Source organism: Enterobacter chuandaensis, from assembly GCF_039718975.1.
Lineage (GTDB): Bacteria > Pseudomonadota > Gammaproteobacteria > Enterobacterales > Enterobacteriaceae > Enterobacter > Enterobacter chuandaensis.
The window spans coordinates 4,358,376-4,378,491 of record NZ_CP097173.1 but is presented as its reverse complement, the minus strand read 5'-3'; the positions used below and the strand labels follow the sequence as shown (position 1 = coordinate 4,378,491).

Sequence of the window (20,116 nt, the reverse complement as noted above, 5' to 3'; positions counted from 1 at the left end):
GCGGACACAGATCGATTATTTACACGAGAATTTAGAAAATGAATCTCAAGCCAGTAAATATTGCAGTCGTTGATAAAGAGACGATTGTCAAAGCTGACGTTCTGCGCAGTGAAAAGGTTGGCAGTGCTGTCAAAATTAAAGCCATCCCGAATGCAAAATACATTCTTGCGGAAGGGGAAAATGGCGTCGCGCCAGAAAACATTACGCTGAAACGCGTCGGGAAAGACCTGTTCGTTCTGCTGGAAGGCACTGACGAAGATCAGCCACAGCTGATCATTGAAGGCTATTTCGATAATCCGGGTGAGCTGGTCGGTAAAGGCGAAGACGGTCAATGGCACGAGTACATTGCCACTGACGGCGATGACGACCACAAAGCCGCTTTCCTGCTGGATGGTGAATCTTCCGCCCAGGCGCTGGGTGCGGGCGCTATTGCGGCTCTCGACGGTTTAGCCGTTGCGGGTACCGCGTTCTCGCCTGCCTTACTGGCGCTGGGCGCGTTAGCCGGTATTGGCGCGCTGGTGGGCCTGGGCGCCATTATTCGTCATAACCGTGACGATGGCGGTAATAACAATGGCGGTGATAACGGCGGTGCCGTTGCGCCTGTGCAGACACCGGTGCTGACCGACGTTCACGACGATGTCGGCACGAAAACCGGCGCGATCCCTCAAAACGGCGTCACCGATGACGCCACCCCAACCTTCAGCGGTACCGGTACGCCGGGTGATATCGTTGAATTCTGGGAAAACAACCAAAAACTCGGCGAAACCCGCGTCAATCCTGACGGTTCATGGAGCTGGACGCCGGAAACCCCGCTGGCGCAAGGCGACCACAGTATTGTGCTGATTGGTAAAGGCCCGGACGGCCGCACCAGCGCGCCGAGCGATTCTTTTGATTTCACCGTGGATCTGGACGCACCAGCTAAACCGATTATTGGCGAAGTGGAAGACGACGTCGGTGCGGTGACGGGCCCCATTCAGAACGGCGGCGCGACCGATGATACCCAGCCGACATTCCGCGGCGAAGGTGCGACCCCTGGCGACACCGTCAGGCTGATCGTTGACGACGAAGTGGTCGGCACAGCAATCGTCGGTGAAGACGGTAAATGGGAAGTTACGCCTGAACAACCGCTGCCGGAAGGCAGCCACACCGGGACCGTGATCATCACCGATCCGGCGGGTAACGACAGCGAACCGTCTGATGACTTTGAATTTATTGTCGACCTTGAGGCGCCAGCCAAACCGGTTATTGGTGACGTTGAAGATGACGTCGGTCCGGTTGTGGGCCCGATCCACGATGGGGATACCACTGATGATACCCAGCCGGTATTCAGCGGCGACGGCGGCACGCCTGGCGACACCGTTCGCCTGATTATCGACGACGAAGTCGTGGGTACCGCAATCGTGGGCGACGACGGCAAATGGGAAGTGACCCCGGAAAATCCGCTGCCGGAAGGCGAGCACGAAGCGGTTGTGGTCATCGTTGATCCGGTGGGTAACGCCAGCGAACCGTCCGATCCGATCGGTTTTATTGTCGATACCACACCACCGGAAAGGCCGACGATTGAGACCGTATTTGATGACGCGGGTCTGAAAACGGGCAACCTGGCGAACGGTGATATTACTGATGACAGCACCCCTGACTTTACCGGCACAGCCGAAGAAAACAGCATTGTGCACATCATCGTCAATGGCCGTGAAGTGGATTCCGTTACCGCTGATGCTACAGGCAAATGGACCTGGACGCCGTCTCCGGCGCTGGCCAACGGTCACTATGACGTTGAAGTCGTGGCCGAAGACGCGGCTGGCCTGCGTTCCGAGCCGTCTGAGTCATTCTCCTTTGATCTGGTAGCGGGCGGCATTCCTACCGCTCCGGCCATCACGGATGTCATAGATGATGTGGATGCGCATCTGGGGACCGTGCAGCAGGGCGGTATTACCAACGACGATCGTCCCACCATTACGGGAACCGGCCAGAACGGTACGACCGTTTACCTGTATGACGGCACCAACCCGGATCCGATCGGCAGCGCTGTGGTCACGGGGGGAACCTGGACCATTAATTTCGATACGGCACTGGCGCAGGGAGAACACCGCTTCCGTGCGGTGGCTGAAAACGCGGCGGGTAACCGCAGCCCGGAAACCGGTGAATGGGTAATTATTATTGATTCCGTGCCACCAGGCGCCGCGACGGACGTTGAGCTGTGGGACGACTTCGGCACGCCTGGCGTCATTGCGGATAACGACACGACGGATGACAACACGCCGACCTACCGCGGCAAAGGGGAACCTGGCGGTACCGCGATCGTCGATCTGGGTGACGGTACCACCGTGCGCGTTCCGATCGATAACAACGGTGACTGGAGCTACACCCCGGCGCCTGCGCTGGCGGATGGCGACTACGCGTGGAAAGTCTCCATTGAAGACAAAGCGGGTAACGTGGGGCCAGCAACGGACCCTATCCACTTTACCGTGGATACCAGCCGTAACGGCATCTCCATCAGCCACGTAGAAGATGATGAAGGGGCGCTGCAGGGCAATCTGGCCAGCGGTAGCCACACCGATGACACGACGCCAACCGTTGTGGGCCGTGCGACGCCGGGTGCAGAAGTGAAAGTGTATCTGGACGGCAGGCTTGTCGACAGCGTGATTGCCGATGCGCGCACCGGTGAGTGGCGTTACACCTTTAACCCGGCGCTGACCGCAGACGGCACATACCAGATCACGGCCAGTGAAAACACCGGCACGGGTGATAGCGCTCAGACTGAGCCGTTTGAGCTGACGCTGGACACGCGCGTACCGGCTGGCTCGTTCGATAGCGTATCAGATGACGTGGGCCTGGTGCAGGGCGACCTCGCGAACCCGGCAGTGACCGATGACACCACGCCAACCCTGCACGGGACAGGCGTGGCGGGTGATGTGGTCTTCATTTATGACGGCACCACGCTGATTGACTCCGTGACCGTTGGGCCAGGCAACACCTGGAACTACACCCTGCCTGCGCAGAACAACGGTACTGAGTTGGTACTGACGACAGTCTTCCAGAGCCCGACTGGCGTAAGAAGCGCGCCGTCTGCGGAGTGGAAAATCATCATTGATACCGAGGCGCCAACGGGCAGCGCGGTGGTCGATGACATGACCCAGGACTCCGGTTTCAGCGGCAGCGACTTCCTTACCAACAGCGGTAAAGCGGGCAGCCTGGTGAGCGGCCATCTCTCTGCACCGCTGGAAGCGGGCGATCGCGTGATGGTTTCCACCGACGGTGGGAAGACCTGGACAGAAGCCATGGTTGACGGTGACAAGTGGGCGTTTGTTGATGCGACAGGCCATAGCGCGGACTGGACTATCCAGACTCGCGTCGTCGATGCCGCCGGAAACTACACCGAATCCTCGCAGAAGGTGGTGCTCGATCAGGTTGCGCCAGACGCGCCAACCGACGTGGTGCGCAGCGGTAATGACGTGACCGTCACGCTGCCGGGCAGCGGCGTTGTCGAGGGTGACACCGTGGTGCTGAAGAGCGGTGACATCACCGTCACGCACACCCTGACGGCGGCGGATATCGCTAACGGCAATGTCACCCTGACCATGCCAGCGGGTGGCTACACCGATATTCCGGTGGGCACGGCGATAGTTGACGCGGCGGGCAACAGCTCCAGCTACCGCACCAGCGCGTTTACCAGTACCAACAACTTCGAGTCACCTGCGGAGTTCAGCGCAATTGATGCCGGTGAGTGGGTGCATGGGATGCGTTTCTCCCATTCAGCGGATACTGCCAGAAATCAGTTTTCATTTAGTAACGAGTCCTTCGGGGGAGGTTTCAATCTGACTCTGGAAGGTTCTGTACAGGATCTCGGCATGGAAGGCAGCATGTTTGTCGATTTTCAGTACGGCGCCAGTGAGATTCGTTTCGACTTTAACCCGAGATGGGCGGGCCAATCGACGGTTGTGAGGTTCTATGACATCAACGGCAATGAGATTAGCTCCCAGTCGGTGAGCGCTTTCGGTAGTAACCGAAATTACCCGGTGTCGTTTACCAGCCCGGATGATACGCCGGTTTACCGAATGGAGATTTACCACCAGGAAGGACCAACTGGTCCTGGGTTTGGCTTCAGCATCGACAACCTGGTGGTGAGCGGGTCAGCAACAACCGTTACCCCAGGCGAGTTCCTGGCGGATAACCAGGGCGATATCTGGTACGGCGACGCGGCGGACAACCTGTATCAGGTTGCTGACGTAGCAAAACTGTCCGATGCGGTAATTCAGGGCGGAGAAGGCACGGACACGCTGAAGCTGCTGGGAGCGGATCAGCACCTTGACCTGAGCGTGTTGACCCACAAAGTCCAGTCAATGGAAGTGTTCGACATTACCGGAACAGGCAACAACACCCTGACGCTGAACGCGGGGGATGTACTGGAAAACGCCACGCAAAACCTGTTCCACGACAACGACTTCAACCAAATGATGGTGAAGGGCGACGCAGGCGACACGGTGAACCTGAGCGATCTGCTGCCGAACGGCATGGACCCGGGTAACTGGACCGATGGCGGTACGGTGAATGTGGGAGGAGTGGAGTATCAGTCTTACCAGATGGACAGCCTGAATACTGAGATCCTCGTTCAGATGGGAGTCACGGTCACGCTGCAGAACCATTAATTGATACCAGGAAAGGGGGTTCCTTTACCGGAACCTCCGGAACGTTTTAGACCAGAACATAAACAGAATTTTTTTTGGAAAATAGTATGAAAAAGACCCTCGTTTCAAATAACAGTACCGAGCCAAATATCGCCGCGCTGCCGCCACTGCCTGCGGATGTTTTGCTGTGGAACGACTACCTGTTCCCGCGTGAAATCCACAATGGCGATCCGAGCGAAGATAACACCCCAACCTTCAGCGGAAAGGGTGAGCCGGGCATGACTGCGGTGATTGACCTCGGTGACGGTCAAAGCGTTCGCGTACCGGTAGATTCAGCCGGTAACTGGAGCTGGACGCCTGCGCCTGCGCTGGCGGACGGTAGCTACAGCTGGTCTGTCGCGCTGGAAAACAGCGCGGGCGAGCGTGGGCCGTCGACGCCTCCCATAATGTTCACTGTAGATACGGTAGGTAACGGCGTGTCCATCAGCCACGCTGAAGATAATACCGGTACGCTGACTAACCCGCTGGCAAGCGGCAGCAGCACCGATGACGTTAATCCGGTTATTGTGGGTACGGCGACGCCGGGCTCCCTGGTGACCCTGTATGTGGACGGGAACGCCGTCGGGTCGATGACTGCCGATCCTGCCACGGGAGCGTGGGCGATTGAGATCAACCCGGCGCTGGAATCCGGGAAGACCTATGAAATTACCGCAGGTGAATACAGCGGCCCAGGCGATAACCCGCCGAATACCCGTCCGTTCCTGCTGACCATTGATACCGTTGTCCCGACGGGCACGTTCGATCGCGTGTCGGATGACGTGGGTCGCTATCAGGGCGATCTGCCCAACCCGGCGGTCACCGATGATACCACGCCAACCCTGCACGGCACGGGCCGTCCTGGGGATATTGTGTTCATTCGCAACGGGGATGAGATCATCGACTCCGTGACCGTGCGTGCTGACAACAGCTGGGAATATACCCTTCCTGAGCAGACGAACGGCACAGCGCTGGACGTCAGCGTGGTATTCCGCGGCCCGACCGGTGTGGAAAGCGCACCGACCGCGTCGTGGAAGCTGGTGATTGATACCGAAGCACCGAACAAACCGATCATTGGTGACGTTGAAGACGACCAGGGTCCGGTTGTCGGGCCTATCCACAACGGTGATGTCACTGACGATACGCAGCCGGTATTCAGCGGCGAAGGCGCTGTGCCTGGCGAAACGGTTGAATTGATTATCGACGACGAAGTCGTGGGCACCGCGATCGTGGGCGACGACGGCAAATGGGAAGTGACCCCGGAAAACCCACTGCCGGAAGGCGAGCATGAAGCCGTGGTGGTGATTGTCGATCCTGCGGGTAACGCCAGCGAGCCGTCCGATCCGATCGGCTTTATCGTGGATACCCAGCCGCCGGCAAAACCGACGATCGATACCGTGTTCGATGACGCAGGTCAGCAGACCGGCAATATCGCTAACGGCGGTATTACGGATGACAGCACCCCGGACTTCACCGGTACCGCCGAGAAGAACAGCCTGGTGTTTATCATTGTGAATGGCCGTACGGTTGACTCGGTGACGGCTGACAGCACCGGAACCTGGACTTGGACGCCGCCGCTGGGCCTGGCAAACGGTCACTATGACGTATCCGTTGTGGCGCAGGATAAGGCGGGTCTGCGTTCTGAACCGTCTGACACCTTCTCGTTCGATCTGCTGGCGGGCGGTATTCCGACGGCACCGGCTATCACCGACGTAATCGACGACGTTGAGTCGCATGTCGGGACGGTACAAAACGGCGGCATCACCAACGACGATCGCCCGACCATTACCGGGACCGCGCAGGATGGTACGACTGTCTATCTGTACGATGGCACCAACCCGAACCCGATCGGCAGCGCCGTGGTAACGGGCGGCCGCTGGACGATTGATTTTGACACCGCACTGTCGCAGGGCGAGCACCGTTTCCGCGCCGTCGCGGAAGATGTGACGGGTAACCGCAGCCCGGAAACCGGCGAATGGGTCATTATCGTGGACTCCATCGATCCGCTGGCCGCGACCGACATTGAGCTGTGGGACGACTTCGGCACGCCAGGCCTCATCGCCAATGACGACACCACCGATGACAACACCCCAACCTACCGCGGTAAGGGTGAGCCTGGTGGTACCGCGATTATCGATCTGGGTAACGGCACCACCGTGCGCGTACCGGTAGACGATAAAGGTAACTGGAGCTACACCCCGGCCCCGGCGCTGACGGATGGTGACTACACCTGGAAAGTCTCTATCGAGGATAAAGCGGGTAACGTCGGTCCGGCTTCAGATCCGATCCACTTCATCGTGGACACCAGCCGTAACGGCGTCTCCATCAGCCACGTTGTGGACGATCAGGGCGACATCGTGGGTAACCTGGGCAACGGTAGCCACACCGACGACACGACCCCAACGGTTGTGGGCCGCGCAACGGCTGGCGCGCTGGTGAAGGTGTATGTTGACGGCAAATACATGGATAGCGTGCGTGCAGACGCCGTGACCGGCGAATGGCAGTACACCATCAGTCCGGCGCTGTCTGTGGATGCCACCTATAAGATCACCGCGAGTGAAGACGCCGGTGCGGGTGAGAGTGCGCAAACCGCGCCGTTCGAACTGACGCTGGATACTCGCGTACCAACCGGTTCCCTGGACCGCGTGGCGGATGACGTGGGCCTGGTTCAGGGTGACCTGGCGAACCCGGCTGTGACCGATGACACCACGCCGACGCTGCACGGTACCGGTGTGGCGGGCGACGTCGTGTTCATTTACGACGGTACCCGACTGATCGACTCCGTCACCGTTGGACCAGCGAATACCTGGAACTTTACGCTGCCACAGCAGAACAACGGAACCGAGCTGTCTCTGACGGCGGTATTCCAGAGCCCAACCGGCGTGAAGAGTGCGCCAACGGCCCCGTGGAATATCTCCATTGATACTCAGGCGCCGGATGCACCGACCATCAAGGGCATGTATGACGACGCGGGCAACCTGATCGCCGACGGCAGCCGTTCACGCGATGCAACGCCTGAACTGCGTGGTACCGCTGAGAAAAATAGCCTGGTGAAAATCTACGTTCCGGGCAGCAACGTGCCGATTGATTCCGTATATGCCGATGAGAATGGTAACTGGAAATGGACCTCTCCAGCCCTGTCCGATGCGCAGCATGACTTCTATGTGAGGGCGCAGGACAAGGCGGGTAACGTGTCGGGTGAATCCAACCATTATGGTCTGGAAGTCGATACCAAAGCGACCACGCCGGTGATTCTGGGCGCGTACGATGACGTGGAAGGCGGCATCTATAAAGCCCTGGTGCCGAACGGTGGGCTGACCAACGATGCGAATATGGAACTGCGCGGGACGGCAGAAGCGAACAGCATCGTGTACATCTACAACGCGTATAACAACGCGGTGATTGATACGGTGAAAGCCGATGGAAACGGCAACTGGAGCTGGGAGCGTGCTGTCGCAAATACGGCTGCAGGCCGTCCGCACATGTTCTACACCATCGCGAAGGATGACCTGGGCAACGTGTCCGAAAAATCGGCGACCTACTCACTCAACGTAGACACGGTCAACGCTGCGCCGGTGATCACCGGTGCCTATGACAATGTTCAGGGCGGGGTATACAACGGTCTGGTTGGTAACGGCGGTGTCACCAACGATCGCACGCCGGAGCTGAAAGGTACGGCAGAGCCTGGTAGTGTGGTTTACATTGTGGTGAATAACTACGGTACGGTTGCGGGCTCCGTTACTACGGGCGCAGATGGCCAATGGTCATTCCCGATTACCACGAACTACAACCAGACGTACAACTTCCATGCATATTCTGTTGACGCAGCAGGGAACCGTTCCGCGAACTCGTCGGGCTTTGCGCTGACGGTCGACACCGTCAATAACGCACCGACAATCACCGGTTCGTTCGACGATGTCCAGGGTGGCGTTTATAACGGCCTGGTAGGTAACGGCGGCGTCACAAACGACCGTACGCTGGATCTGCGCGGCACGGCGGAAGCGGGCAGCGTGGTGTATATCATCAACCCGGCAAACGGTGCTGTGCATGGTTCGACCACGGCGGGTGCGAATGGGCAATGGTCCTTCCCACTCACCACGAACTACAACATGACGTATAACTTCCAGGCTTATTCTATCGATCCGGCTGGCAACCGTTCGGCGAATTCAACAAACTTCGCGATTACGGTGGATACGGTTAACGCCGCGCCAGCGATCACCAGCGTGATAGATAACGCAGGGGCAGAAACAGGCAATGTTGCCAACCTGGGGCGGACGGATGACAGTACGCCAACGTTGAATGGTACGGCAGAGGCAGGTAGCACGGTTTATATCGCGGTGAATGGAACCACGTATAGCACTGTTGCCACCAACGGTAACTGGAGTTTTACGCCGCCAGCGCTGCCACTGGGCAACCATACCTTCAGCGTATTCTCTGTTGACCAGGCGGGTAACAGGAGTGCGGGTGTTTCGCGAAGCCTGACAATCGTTTCGCCTGTCACCAGTGGTAAAGAAGACTTCAACGCGCTGGCGAATATGTCCCTTACGATTGGTAAACCGACCGATTCAGGCTTTACGTTATTGTCAGGAGATGCCCGCGTATCGACCACGCAAAATGGTGGTTACTATGGTAATCCGTTCCTGTATATCGCTCAGGGAAGCGCAGGAACAACCTTTACCGTGGGTGAAACAGATCGCATTAACTTCCAGTTAATGGGATGGGGGGGATACGGGAGCGGCACAACAACCTCAGCAGCTTACGTGAAGTTTTATAATGCTGCGGGAAAAGAGATTGGCTCACTGAGCGGGCGTGGAACGAGTGGTACGGACTACGTGAACTTTAATTTCCAGGCACCAGCCGGTGAAACGATCGCTAAAATTCACATTTACAGCAATGACCAGAGTGGTCTGGGGCTGGACAATATTTCATGGGGAACACAGGCTGCCAGCCGTTCCGCAGGCCGCTCTATGTCCATGATGATGAATGCTGAAGAGCAGCATGACGATAACGCCAGTGTTGTCAGCACGCTGAACGATCGTGAGATTAACCTGGATAACCTCCAGCACAAGACCATTGATCTGACCAACAGCAAGCAGGACAAGCTGAATATCAGCCTGAACGATGTGCTGACCCACGCAGAGAAGGATATGTTTATCGCTGATGGCAATAAACAGCTGATGGTTCAGGGGAACAAAGGTGATGTGGTGAACCTGAGCGACCTGCTGCCTGATAACAGCGATCCGGGTAACTGGACCAATGCCGGTAACGTCAAGGTGTCTGGTGTCGAGTACCAGATATACCAGGTCGAAAACCTGGATGTGGAACTGCTGGTGCAAACCGGTGTGACCGTCAACGTGAATAATCACTAACTTAAACTTTTCCAGGCCTCCTTTCGGGGAGGCCTCTGGAGGATTTATGACTTTTTTCAAGACCTCTTTATTCGCGGCGCTGTTTACCTCATCCGCATTTATTCTTCATCCGGCGCTGGCGGCGGAGAATTTTGGCAAGACCTATCAGCCCGTTGCGCCCGTCAGCCAGACGCAAACGCAGGTGGTTTACTACCGTGACGCCAGCAATACGGCGGGCGGTGCGGCGCATATTTATGTCGACAATGAATTCCATGACGCGCTGTTACCTGGCGGCTTTACGACATTCTGTCTGGCTCCGGGTAAGCATAATCTGGGTGCGTATCAGAATGATGCGCCGCAGTACCATGGCAAAGAGCAGGGCTATAACGTTGAGATGAGCGGAGGGCAAACCTACTTTGTGCGCGTCAGCTCCACGATGAATGCGGTGCCGGAAGCCCGTACGCGCGAGCAGGCGGAGAAGGATCTCGCGGGTCTGCGCGAGCAGATCCACGTGCTGTCCCGCGCGTCCAGCGTCGAGGCCTGTAACTATCTGCCTGCACCCCGGTACAAAGATTACACCCTCTCTGGTGACGTGATGTTCCGTTTTGGTCAGGGCAGCGCGAAAGGCGTTTCTGCTCAGGGTCATCAGGCCGTTAAGGATCTGGTGGCGACGATCAAACGTGAAAACGTTGAGCTGAAGCAGATCCAGGTGATCGGCCACACGGACGCCATCGGCAGCGATCGCGGCAACTACGCCCTTGGCCTGAAGCGCGCGCAGACCGTGCATACTATGCTGGCGGAGAACGGCCTTCCGGCTCGCCTGATGAGTGCGACCAGCGTGGGCAGCAAGGAGCCTGTCGTGAACGACTGCGCGGCATCCGATAAAAAAACGCTGATCGCCTGTAATGCCCCTAACCGTCGTGTTGTGGTGCGCGTGAGCGGCGATCGCGACATGAGTGCTTCTGCACAAAAATAATGTATCAACGCTGCCTTCCCGCCACGGGAAGGCCCTTTTCCCCCGCTCAGAACCTCTTTCGTGCCAAAAAATAAGCACTTCCATTGAGACAGGTCTCATTAAGGCAAGACCATTCCGCGTGACAGAATATTCCTAATTCACTCAGAAAGTTAACTTATCTTTTTGATTTATTTGATTTTTTATAACCTGGAATACACGAAATATGGAATCCTCAATGGCTAACACCCAGGAGGAACAGCTGCATGCCATCGCCCGCGATACCCGACTTAATGATGACTCCCTGCTACGAAGTATTGCCTGGCTGTCGGAGCATTATGGTCTGGGTAAGAGCGACGATGTCCTGCTGGCTGGTCTGCCTGTTGAACAAACGCTCACACCCTCTTTAGCGCTTGATGCGCTCAAAAACGCCGGTATCACCGGGGGGCTCATCAAGCGTAACAGCGCTGAACTGCCCGAGCAGGTTTTCCCCATGATTCTGCTGCGCAAAGGTGCGGGCGGCATGGTTCTGCTCGCGCGCGAGCGTCGTAAAAATGCCGATGATAAATGGGACCTGTTTTATACCCTGATCATGCCGGAAGTGGGTGATGAGCCGGTTGAGCTGAACCATGCGGCGCTCAGCGAGCTGTATGTCGGCTATGCCATTGCGGCGAAGCCGACGGCGCGCATTGACAGCCGGGTGAGCGACATTGCCCCGCCGCAGCCGAAAGGCCACTGGCTGTTCAGCACCCTGTGGCGCTATCGCAGCTACTACCGCAGCGCCGCGCTGGCCTCGGTGCTGGTGAACGTTCTGGCGCTGGCGTCCGTCTTCTTTACCATGAACGTCTATGACCGGGTGATCCCCAACCAGGCGTTTACTACCCTGTGGTCGCTGGCGATTGGCGTACTGGTGGCGATGGTCTTTGAGGCCGTCACCCGTACGGTACGTGCGCATCTGCTCGATACCGCCGGGAAAAAAGCGGACTTGATCGTCGGCAGCATTCTGTTCCGTCAGTCGCTGGCGGTCAAAATGGAACATAAGCCGGCCTCTTCCGGCTCGTTTGCCAACCAGCTGCGCGAATTTGAATCCGTCCGTGACTTTGTCTCTTCCGCCACGCTGGCGGCGATTGCCGACTTACCTTTTGTGCTGCTGTTTATCGGCATTATTTTTGCCATTGGCGGATCGCTGGCATTCATCCCGATGCTGATGCTGCCGATGATCCTGCTGGTGAGCCTGCTTATCCAGTGGCCGCTGGCGAAAGTGATGAAAGCCAGCCTGCAGGAAGCCTCGTTAAAGCAGGGCGTGCTGATTGAATCCATCGAAGGGATGGAGACCCTGAAGTCGGTCGGCGGGGAGTCCTGGATGCAGAGCCGCTGGCAGAAGTTCAGCGCCATGCAGTCCTCCAGCGCGGCGGCGTCGAAGCACTACTCGACGCTGGCGATGAACTCGGTGAGCTTCCTGCAGCAGCTGCAGACGGTGATGCTGATTGTCACCGGGGTATATCTCATTGATGCCGGGAACCTGACCCAGGGTGCGCTGATCGGTACCGTGATGCTGGCCGGGCGCGTGACGGCACCCTTAAGCCAGGTGATTGGTCTGGCCGTGCGTTATCAGCAGGCCAAAGCCGCGCTGACCTCGCTGAACAGGCTGATGGAACATCCGACCGATCGCAGCAGCGAGATTGATTACATCAAACAGCCTGAACTGAACGGCGATATTGAACTGAAAGGCGTGACCTTCTCCTACCCGGCACCGCCGATGCAGCCTAACCCGGAGATCCTGAAAGGCGTCAACGTGACGATCAAACCGGGTGAGCGCGTGGCGATTGTGGGCAAAATTGGCAGCGGTAAATCGACCCTGCTGCGCATCATTGCGCGTCTCTATACCCCGGTGAAAGGGCAAATGTTCAGCAGTGGGCTGGATGTGAACCAGATTGAACCGTCGGACTGGCGTAACAACGTGGGCTTTGTCGGCCAGGAAGCGCGTCTGTTTTACGGTACCCTGCGTGAAAACATCATGATTGGCCGCCAGAACGCCTCCTCCGATGAATTCCTGCACGTGCTGCGGCTGACGGGGCTGGATCAGGTTGCCGCGCGTCATCCACGCGGTATCCACATGCCGGTGGGCGAGCAGGGGAATAGCCTCTCCGGCGGTCAGCGTCAGCTGGTATCCCTGGCCCGAACGCTGCTGGCGAGACCGAACCTGCTGCTGCTGGATGAACCCACCAGCGCGATGGATTCCCAGACGGAAGCCCTGTTCTTACAGCATCTGAAAATGGCGACCGCTGGGCACACGCTGGTGGTGATCACCCATCGCCCGTCGCTGCTGGCGCTGGTGGACCGCATGATTGTTATAGATGACGGCAAAATTGTGGCGGATGGCCCTAAACAGCAGGTTCTGGCCGCACTGAACGGCGCACCCGCCAATGACAGCCATCCAGCGAAAGCCGCTACCGGAAAACAGCCCGTGGAGGCAAGCGCATGACCTTCTTCAAACGCAACCGTAAACAGAAAAACCTGTCGGCGCGCGACGCCGCCTGGATGAGCGACATCCAGGAGGCTCTGTTCTCGCAGACGACGCCGAAATCCCGTCTGGTTCTCTGGCTGATTCTGGCGGTCTTTGCCGGTTTCTTAACGTGGGCGCATTTTGCCAAAGTGGAAGAGATCACCAAAGGCGACGCCAAAATTGTCTCTAAAAGCCGTGAGCAGGTGATTCAAAGCCTCGAAGGCGGGATCCTTGAAGAGATGAACGTGCGTGAAGGCGACATCGTCGAGCCGGGTCAGGTGCTGCTCAAGATTGACCCTACCCGCGCCCAGTCCAGTTATCAGGAGACGCTGCGTAAAGTGGTGGCCCTTGAAGCAACCGTTAACCGCCTGCGTGCGGAAGCCTACGGTCTGCCGCTGACCTTTAGCGATCGCGTGAAGCAGTACCCTTCCGAAGTGGACCTGGAAACGCGCGCCTACAACAGCCGCAAACAGGCGCTGGAAGAGGGGGTGGCCTCATTAGAGAAAAGCTACCGCCTGGCGCAGAACGAAATTGCTATGTCAGAGCCGCTGGCGGCACGCGGCCTGCTTTCGGAAGTCGAACTGCTGCGCATGCGTCGTCAGGCGAACGATCTGCAGTCGCAAATCGTCGAGCGTCGTAACCGCTACCAGGCAGATGCTAACGCCGAGCTGATTCGTCAGGAACTGGATCTGGTGCAGGCCGAAGAGAACCTGACGGGACGCGCCGACGTGGTAAGCCGTACCACCATCACCGCGCTGGTGAAAGGCACGGTGAAAAACGTGCGCGTCACCACCATCGGCGGCGTAATCCAGCCCGGTGAACACATTATGGAAATCGTACCGCTGGAAGACCAACTGCTGGTGGAAGGGAAGATCAAACCGTCTGACGTGGCCTTCCTGCATGCCGGGTTACCGGCGATGGTGAAGATCACCGCGTATGATTTTGGTATTTACGGTGGCCTCAAAGGGCACGTTTCTCTCGTCAGCCCGGACACGCTGAAGGATGACGCCAAAGCCGCCGCAGGCCGCCCTGACGATACCTATTATCGGGTGATGGTGTTAACCGACAGCAGCACGCTGAGCGCCGGTGGCAAGTCACTGCCGATCATCCCGGGCATGATTGCCACGGTAGAAATCCGCACCGGTGAAAAAACCATTCTTGATTACCTGTTGAAACCTATCTTCAAAGCGAAGGAAGCGTTCCGCGAGCGTTAATATGAAAAGTGATTCAATGTTTGTGCAGCGCCGTCTGGCGGCGCTGCTGACGGCCGCGGCGTGCCTGGCATCGGCTAAAAGTGCAGCCAATAGTGATGGTTTATTAGCCTTTGAGCCTGCAGCCCCTGTGGTAAAATCTCGCATGGTGATGGCCTCCACGCCGCCTGCGCCAGCCGCGCCGTTAGTGGAGTCGTCATCCGTGAAAAGAGCGGCTGCGACGCCGAAGCGTGAAAGCCTTGCCCAGGCTGCAACGGCCCGGGCACCCAGCGAAGGTGAGATTCGCGCCCTGTTTAATGATGCGGTAAATACCGCGCTGAGCATCAGCCCCGAAGTGCGTGGCGCGCATTACAACACTGAAGCGGCGGAAGCCAACGTGGACGAAGCCAAAGGTCAGCGCTGGCCGCAGATTGATGTCGGTACCCGTTCCAAAAGTTACCAGTTTGGCGGCGGTGAACGCCGCTACAGCGACAGCCGACCGGCAGTAACCGTCAATATGGCGACCACACTGCTCGACTATGGCCGCACCAGTAACACCATTAAAAGCCGTGAGGCACTGCATGACGCGGCGAAAAACAACGTCGATGCCCAGGCGGAAGATATCGCCTGGCAGGTCAGCAGCTCGCTGGTTGAGCTGAGCAAACAGCGCCAGATCATCAGCCTGAGCCAAAAGTACGTGGCCCGCATGAACGAGCTGGTCAACATGCTGGACGGGATTGTGAAGGTCGATCAGGGGCGTCGCAGCGAGCTGACTCAGGCGCGCGGGCGCTTGCTTCAGGCGCAATCATCGCTGGATACGGCGGTTTCACGGGCTCGCGATATTGAAATCACCCTTAACCGTCTGCTGGGGGATAAAAAAGTGCCCCTGCCCGCGGCAACCGTCTGGAACCTGAAGCCGGGAGAGTTGACGACGCAGCTGACGGCCCTCAATAGCCATCCGACGATTCGTCAGGCAAAGGCGGAAACCGCATCGGCGCTGGCTGACGCGGACGCCGCGCGCTCTGCATCGTTTCCGACGGTCACCTGGAACGTTGGCAAAAGCACCGGGCGTGACGAGCTGGGGCGTGAACAATCCTGGGAGACGGGCGTAAACGTGAGCTGGCCTATTTTCCGCGGCGGTTCTCAACGCGCCGCTGAACTCTCTGCTGCGCGTCGGGCTGATGCCAGCAGAGAGGCGATTGAAAAACAATTACGCGATTTGGATAACCGCGTGCGCGCGGCGGATCAGGATGCCCGCAGCATGCTGGAACGCGCCGAGTTGTACCATGACTTAGCCTTTGAATCCGATCGTATTCGCCATGATTTCTTCGATCAATGGTACCACCTTGGCAGACGAACCCTGCTGGATGTGCTGAGTGCAGAAAGTGATTATTACGGTAACCAGGTTGCAGAAGCCACCAACCGCTTTGACGCTTACGCTGCAATATTTCGTAGTTATGCCAGTGCGGGAACATTATTGCAGTGGCTGAGAAAGCAGTAACCAGCCGTTTAAATAATGAACCACTCAGCAGGCACAGAAAGAGAGTGCAGATGAATCAGTTTTCAGGAAAAAAAATCTATATTGCCTTACTCGACGATCATCCTATTGTGCGCAAAGGGCTGGAAATTATTTTCAGCCAGGAGCCGGATTTTGAACTGAAAGGCAGCTTTGCCAGCCGCATCGATCTGATTAACTTTTTACGTACCAATCGTATCGATGTGCTGATCCTGGACTATTTACTCGGCGATGAAGATATCGACGGATTACCGATGATCAAGCAGCTGATGAGTAATTTTCCGTGGCTGAAAATATTAATCTCATCGACGCTGGAAAATACCGCCATTGTCCGTATGGCGCTGAAGGCGGGCGTGCGCGGACATATTGGTAAAAGCCGTGACGCCTCGGAAGTGGTAGATGCCGTACGCCGCGTGGCGGCGGGTCATATCTGCCTCTCTGAAAGCATGGAGAAGGAGTTTTATCTTATCTCCGAGCCGACGACGTCCGGCAACGCTGAAGATGAACAGCAGGTCATCGACGGTATTGGCCGCCTGGACCAGCTCTCTGCGCGGGAGCTGGAAGTGCTGCGCCTCTTCCTCTCTGGTATGTCCGTGCTGCAAATTTCCGAGAAGTTCAGCCGCAGCCGCAAAACCGTTAGCGGCCAGAAGAAAGCCGCGATGAAAAAGCTGGGTGTGAAGACCGATCCTGAGCTGTTCCTCTGGCACGACCAGTTGTTGTGATGATCAACCCCGGGTCGTTTTTATAACCGGGTGGCGCTGCGCTTGCCCGGTCTACCGTTCCTCGCAGGCCCGTGCAAGCGAAGTGCTGCCGCAAGATCGCTGATAGAGCACGGCTTAAAGAGACAATCATTCATCCCCGCCTGTAAACACCGTTCCTTAATCTCATGCATCGCATTCGCCGTAAACCCGATAATCCATGCGGGTGCCCGGCCCTGTTCACGTTCTGCGTTACGCAACATCCCCGTTAGCTGATAGCCGTTGATGCCGGGCATGTTGCAGTCGGTGATAATGACATCGAACGCCGTGTCGGCCCAAATTTTTAGCGCCTCATCGCCGCCGGAAGCCAGGTGCGCATGCTGTCCCAGCCACGCCAGCTGTTTGGCTAGCAGGATACGGTTTGCGGGATTGTCATCAACCACCAGTACGTTAAGCGCCGGTAACGTTTCCTCTTCCGTATGAGGCTGGGCACGAGTCGTCACGGCACGGGTGACTTTAGGCAGAGAAAAGGTCGCCCTGACCGTGGTGCCAACGTGCTTTTCGCTGGCAAGCGTGAGCGTACCGTTCATGCTTTCACAAATCGTCCGGCTGATATATAACCCCAGCCCGGTTCCCGCCCGGCGATTATCCGCCTGACTGAAAGGCCTGAACAACGCAGCCTGCTGGCTGGCATCAATGCCGACACCGCTGTCCTGCACCTCTATCACGAACTGTATGTTGTCGGCGTCGGCCTCTTCCCGCTGCGACAGGGTCAGCGTCACGCTGCCGCGATCGGTGAACTTAATCGCGTTGCTCAGCACGTTGGAGATCACCTGCTTAATGCGCAGCGGGTCGGCGTAGACCTCATACAGCGCTTCGGTCGGAAAGACTTTATTCAGCTGGATATTCTTCTCCGTCGCCACTCCCTGAAATACCCGCATCATGTTGTCGATGAGTTTGCCAAACTGGACGGGTTCCGGGTTGAAATCGAGATGCCCGCCCTCGATCCGCGAGATATCCAGAATATCGCCAATCAACCCCACCAGACCCTCTGCCGAGTCGTAAGCGACCTCCAGGGCCTGAAGATCGTGTTCGCCCCGACGTCCTTTTTTCAGCACGATGTCGAGCATGCCAATGATCGCGTTCATCGGCGTGCGGATCTCATGGCTCATGGTTGACAGAAAAACGGATTTTGCCCGGTTGGAGTCTTCCGCCCGCTCTTTCGCCTCGCTCAGCTCCGCCAGCAGCGACTCGCGTTCGGTGAGCATTTCGCGCAGCTGGGTGAGCTGCTCGTTCAGTTGCCTGCGCAGCGCCGCCTTACGTACAATCTGCCGACGTAAATAGAGCGCCCATCCCAGGGCTAATAACACCAGCACGGCACTGAAGACGCCCGTAGCAATCAACACCTCGCGGTAGCGATACCAGAAGCTGTCGACCACCACCAGCTCGTTGGGTCTCCAGCGGTTAGCCAGATTTTCCATCTCAATGGGAGAGATACTCAGCAGGACTTTATCCAGAATGCGCTGCAGTTCCGGGTTTGCCAGCCCCACGCCAAAGGAGATCCAGGCGGGTGATTCTCCGACAATTGAGACCACCTTCAGCTTGTCCTGAAAATTGGTGTAAATCTGGTAATCCGTCATCACCAGAATGCCTATCGCCGCGTCGGCATCACCGCGGGTGATGCTGGTGAGCAGCTGCGATTCATTGCCAACATGCACAATCTTAATTTCCGGGTAACGTTCGCGTATCCGTTGCTCCACGCCAATATTTTTCACCAGCGCCAGACGTTTGCCGCGCAGGTCGGCCAGCGTCGTGATGTCGTTGCGTGAGGTTGATGTGGTGAGGGCAAACGCGCTGCGTAAGTAGGGCCGCGTGAAGAGGATCCGATCCTTGCGCGCGTCGCTCGGTGTCAGTGAGGCGAGCATGTCGGCCTGCCCATGGTTGACCTGGTCGATTAGGTCATCGGTGGTATTGCCGGTCTCGAAGCTAAAGCGCAATCCGGTGCGCAGCGACACCACGGAAAAGAGATCTGCCACGACGCCGCGCAGCACGCCTTTGTTATCAATGAAGGAGACCGGCGCGGCATTGTCCTGGCTGTAGATCAGCACGTTCACCACAGGATGACGAGCGATCCACGCTTTTTCCCGATCGGTAAAGTCCAGTGACTTGGTTCCCTGGGCAATATCGACGCGATCGGGCTGCCAGCGCCGATAGAGATCCAGCTTTTCCTCTTCGGGCACAGCACGAATCGTTGCGTTGATGAGCTGGTTGAGCTGCGGATGACTCTGGCTCAGGGCGAACCCCACCTCACGGTTGGGGAGTCGGGAGAAGCGCTCGATGTGAATGTTGTTTAAATAGTTTCGGCTCAGCGAATAACTATTCCCCAGATAGGCGCGGGACTGACCAAATGCCACAGCGCTCAGCGCCTCCTGGTAACTGTCAAACAGGCGAAAATGCGCTTTAGGATAGGCCGCTTTTACCTGCGCGAGGGGCAGATAGTCCCTGACCATCGCGACATCGGTGTCGGCAAGATCGTCGGCGAGGGGCTGGGTGTCGCGGTCGTTAATACCTAATACCGGTTTATCGCTGGCATAGGGCGTTGAGAAAACAAAGGTGTCATTCGCCTCGAAGGCGGCGACAGAGGGAATAATGTCGATTTCACCGCGGGCAAGCGCCTGCCACAACTCGTCCGGCGAGTCGTACATGTTGACCTTAACGGGCAGATTCAGCTGCCAGGAGACCAGGCCGATGAAGTCGGCGCTCAGTCCTTCATATTCATGGCGCATATTGCGCATCCCGAAAGGGGGCGCGTCATCGCGGGTGATGCCTACCGTCAGATTTTGCATCTGCTTCAGCAGCGTGGCCTGCTCCCCGGTAAGCGGAAGGCGGTTCATGCCTTCAATGGGGGTGCGCATCAGAATTTTATATTCTTCACTGTGTGCCGAAGACGTACCAGGTAAAAATAAAACCAGAAGCAAAAAAAGACGAAGGTAGTGGCGCATATTTTTTTATAACGCTCCAGAGGATGGGGTTCTGATAGTTTCATTCTGATGAAACGAGAAACGCATTGTTATAAGACCAGGCTTGTTTATTATTCTGGCAATCATCAATAACGAAAAGCGCAATGTCTGGGCAGGAACGTTATTAATTCTGCGCTATCAACGCAATGATAATAAAAGCTTACATCCTCATCGGCTTTTTAACGTATAAATTTTTATTTCCGGCTTAACGGCAACATCAAG

General features: G+C 57.1%; 8 protein-coding genes. 7 read left to right on the top strand and 1 reads right to left on the bottom strand.

Annotation, left to right across the window (positions count from 1 at the left end):
- Positions 1–38: 38 nt before the first annotated feature.
- The 7 genes from MX657_RS21075 (at position 39) to MX657_RS21045 (ending at position 16,898) form a co-directional block, all read left to right on the top strand.
- Positions 39–4,649, top strand: coding sequence for an Ig-like domain-containing protein (locus MX657_RS21075; protein ID WP_346806705.1), 4,611 nt, complete (start codon positions 39–41; stop codon positions 4,647–4,649).
- 86 nt (positions 4,650–4,735) lie between these two features.
- Entirely contained in the window at positions 4,736–10,033 is a 5,298-nt protein-coding gene (locus MX657_RS21070; protein WP_346806703.1) for an Ig-like domain-containing protein, read from the top strand.
- Positions 10,034–10,079: 46 nt separating this feature from the next.
- Positions 10,080–10,988, top strand: coding sequence for an OmpA family protein (locus MX657_RS21065; protein WP_346806701.1), 909 nt, complete (start codon positions 10,080–10,082; stop codon positions 10,986–10,988).
- A 214-nt stretch (positions 10,989–11,202) separates the two neighbouring features.
- Positions 11,203–13,449, top strand: coding sequence for a type I secretion system permease/ATPase (locus tag MX657_RS21060; RefSeq protein ID WP_346806699.1), 2,247 nt, complete (start codon positions 11,203–11,205; stop codon positions 13,447–13,449).
- On the top strand, positions 13,446–14,684 hold the full coding sequence (locus MX657_RS21055) for an HlyD family type I secretion periplasmic adaptor subunit (protein ID WP_346806698.1): 1,239 nt from the start codon (positions 13,446–13,448) through the stop codon (positions 14,682–14,684). The genes MX657_RS21060 and MX657_RS21055 overlap by 4 nt, the downstream gene beginning before the upstream one ends.
- A 1-nt stretch (position 14,685) precedes the next feature.
- Positions 14,686–16,161, top strand: a complete 1,476-nt coding sequence (locus MX657_RS21050; RefSeq protein WP_346806696.1) for a TolC family protein — start codon at positions 14,686–14,688, stop codon at positions 16,159–16,161.
- Between the two features lie 50 nt (positions 16,162–16,211).
- Positions 16,212–16,898 carry a response regulator transcription factor gene (locus tag MX657_RS21045; protein WP_346806694.1) on the top strand — a complete coding sequence of 229 codons (687 nt, stop codon included), beginning with the start codon at positions 16,212–16,214 and terminating at the stop codon, positions 16,896–16,898.
- A gap of 20 nt (positions 16,899–16,918) precedes the next feature.
- Here the strand turns inward: MX657_RS21045 and MX657_RS21040 are convergent, their stop codons facing one another.
- The gene (locus MX657_RS21040) at positions 16,919–19,789 is read right to left on the bottom strand and encodes a transporter substrate-binding domain-containing protein (protein ID WP_346806693.1); all 2,871 of its coding nucleotides are present in this window, start codon (positions 19,787–19,789) and stop codon (positions 16,919–16,921) included.
- Positions 19,790–20,116: the final 327 nt, after the last annotated feature.

Bases quoted from the DNA above. Each gene is read 5' to 3' on its own strand.
- MX657_RS21075 (WP_346806705.1), top strand. From the start codon at position 39: ATGAATCTCAAGCCAGTAAATATTGCAGTCGTTGATAAAGAGACGATT.
- MX657_RS21070 (WP_346806703.1), top strand. From the start codon at position 4,736: ATGAAAAAGACCCTCGTTTCAAATAACAGTACCGAGCCAAATATCGCC.
- MX657_RS21065 (WP_346806701.1), top strand. From the start codon at position 10,080: ATGACTTTTTTCAAGACCTCTTTATTCGCGGCGCTGTTTACCTCATCC.
- MX657_RS21060 (WP_346806699.1), top strand. From the start codon at position 11,203: ATGGCTAACACCCAGGAGGAACAGCTGCATGCCATCGCCCGCGATACC.
- MX657_RS21055 (WP_346806698.1), top strand. From the start codon at position 13,446: ATGACCTTCTTCAAACGCAACCGTAAACAGAAAAACCTGTCGGCGCGC.
- MX657_RS21050 (WP_346806696.1), top strand. From the start codon at position 14,686: ATGAAAAGTGATTCAATGTTTGTGCAGCGCCGTCTGGCGGCGCTGCTG.
- MX657_RS21045 (WP_346806694.1), top strand. From the start codon at position 16,212: ATGAATCAGTTTTCAGGAAAAAAAATCTATATTGCCTTACTCGACGAT.
- MX657_RS21040 (WP_346806693.1), bottom strand. From the start codon at position 19,789: ATGCGCACCCCCATTGAAGGCATGAACCGCCTTCCGCTTACCGGGGAG.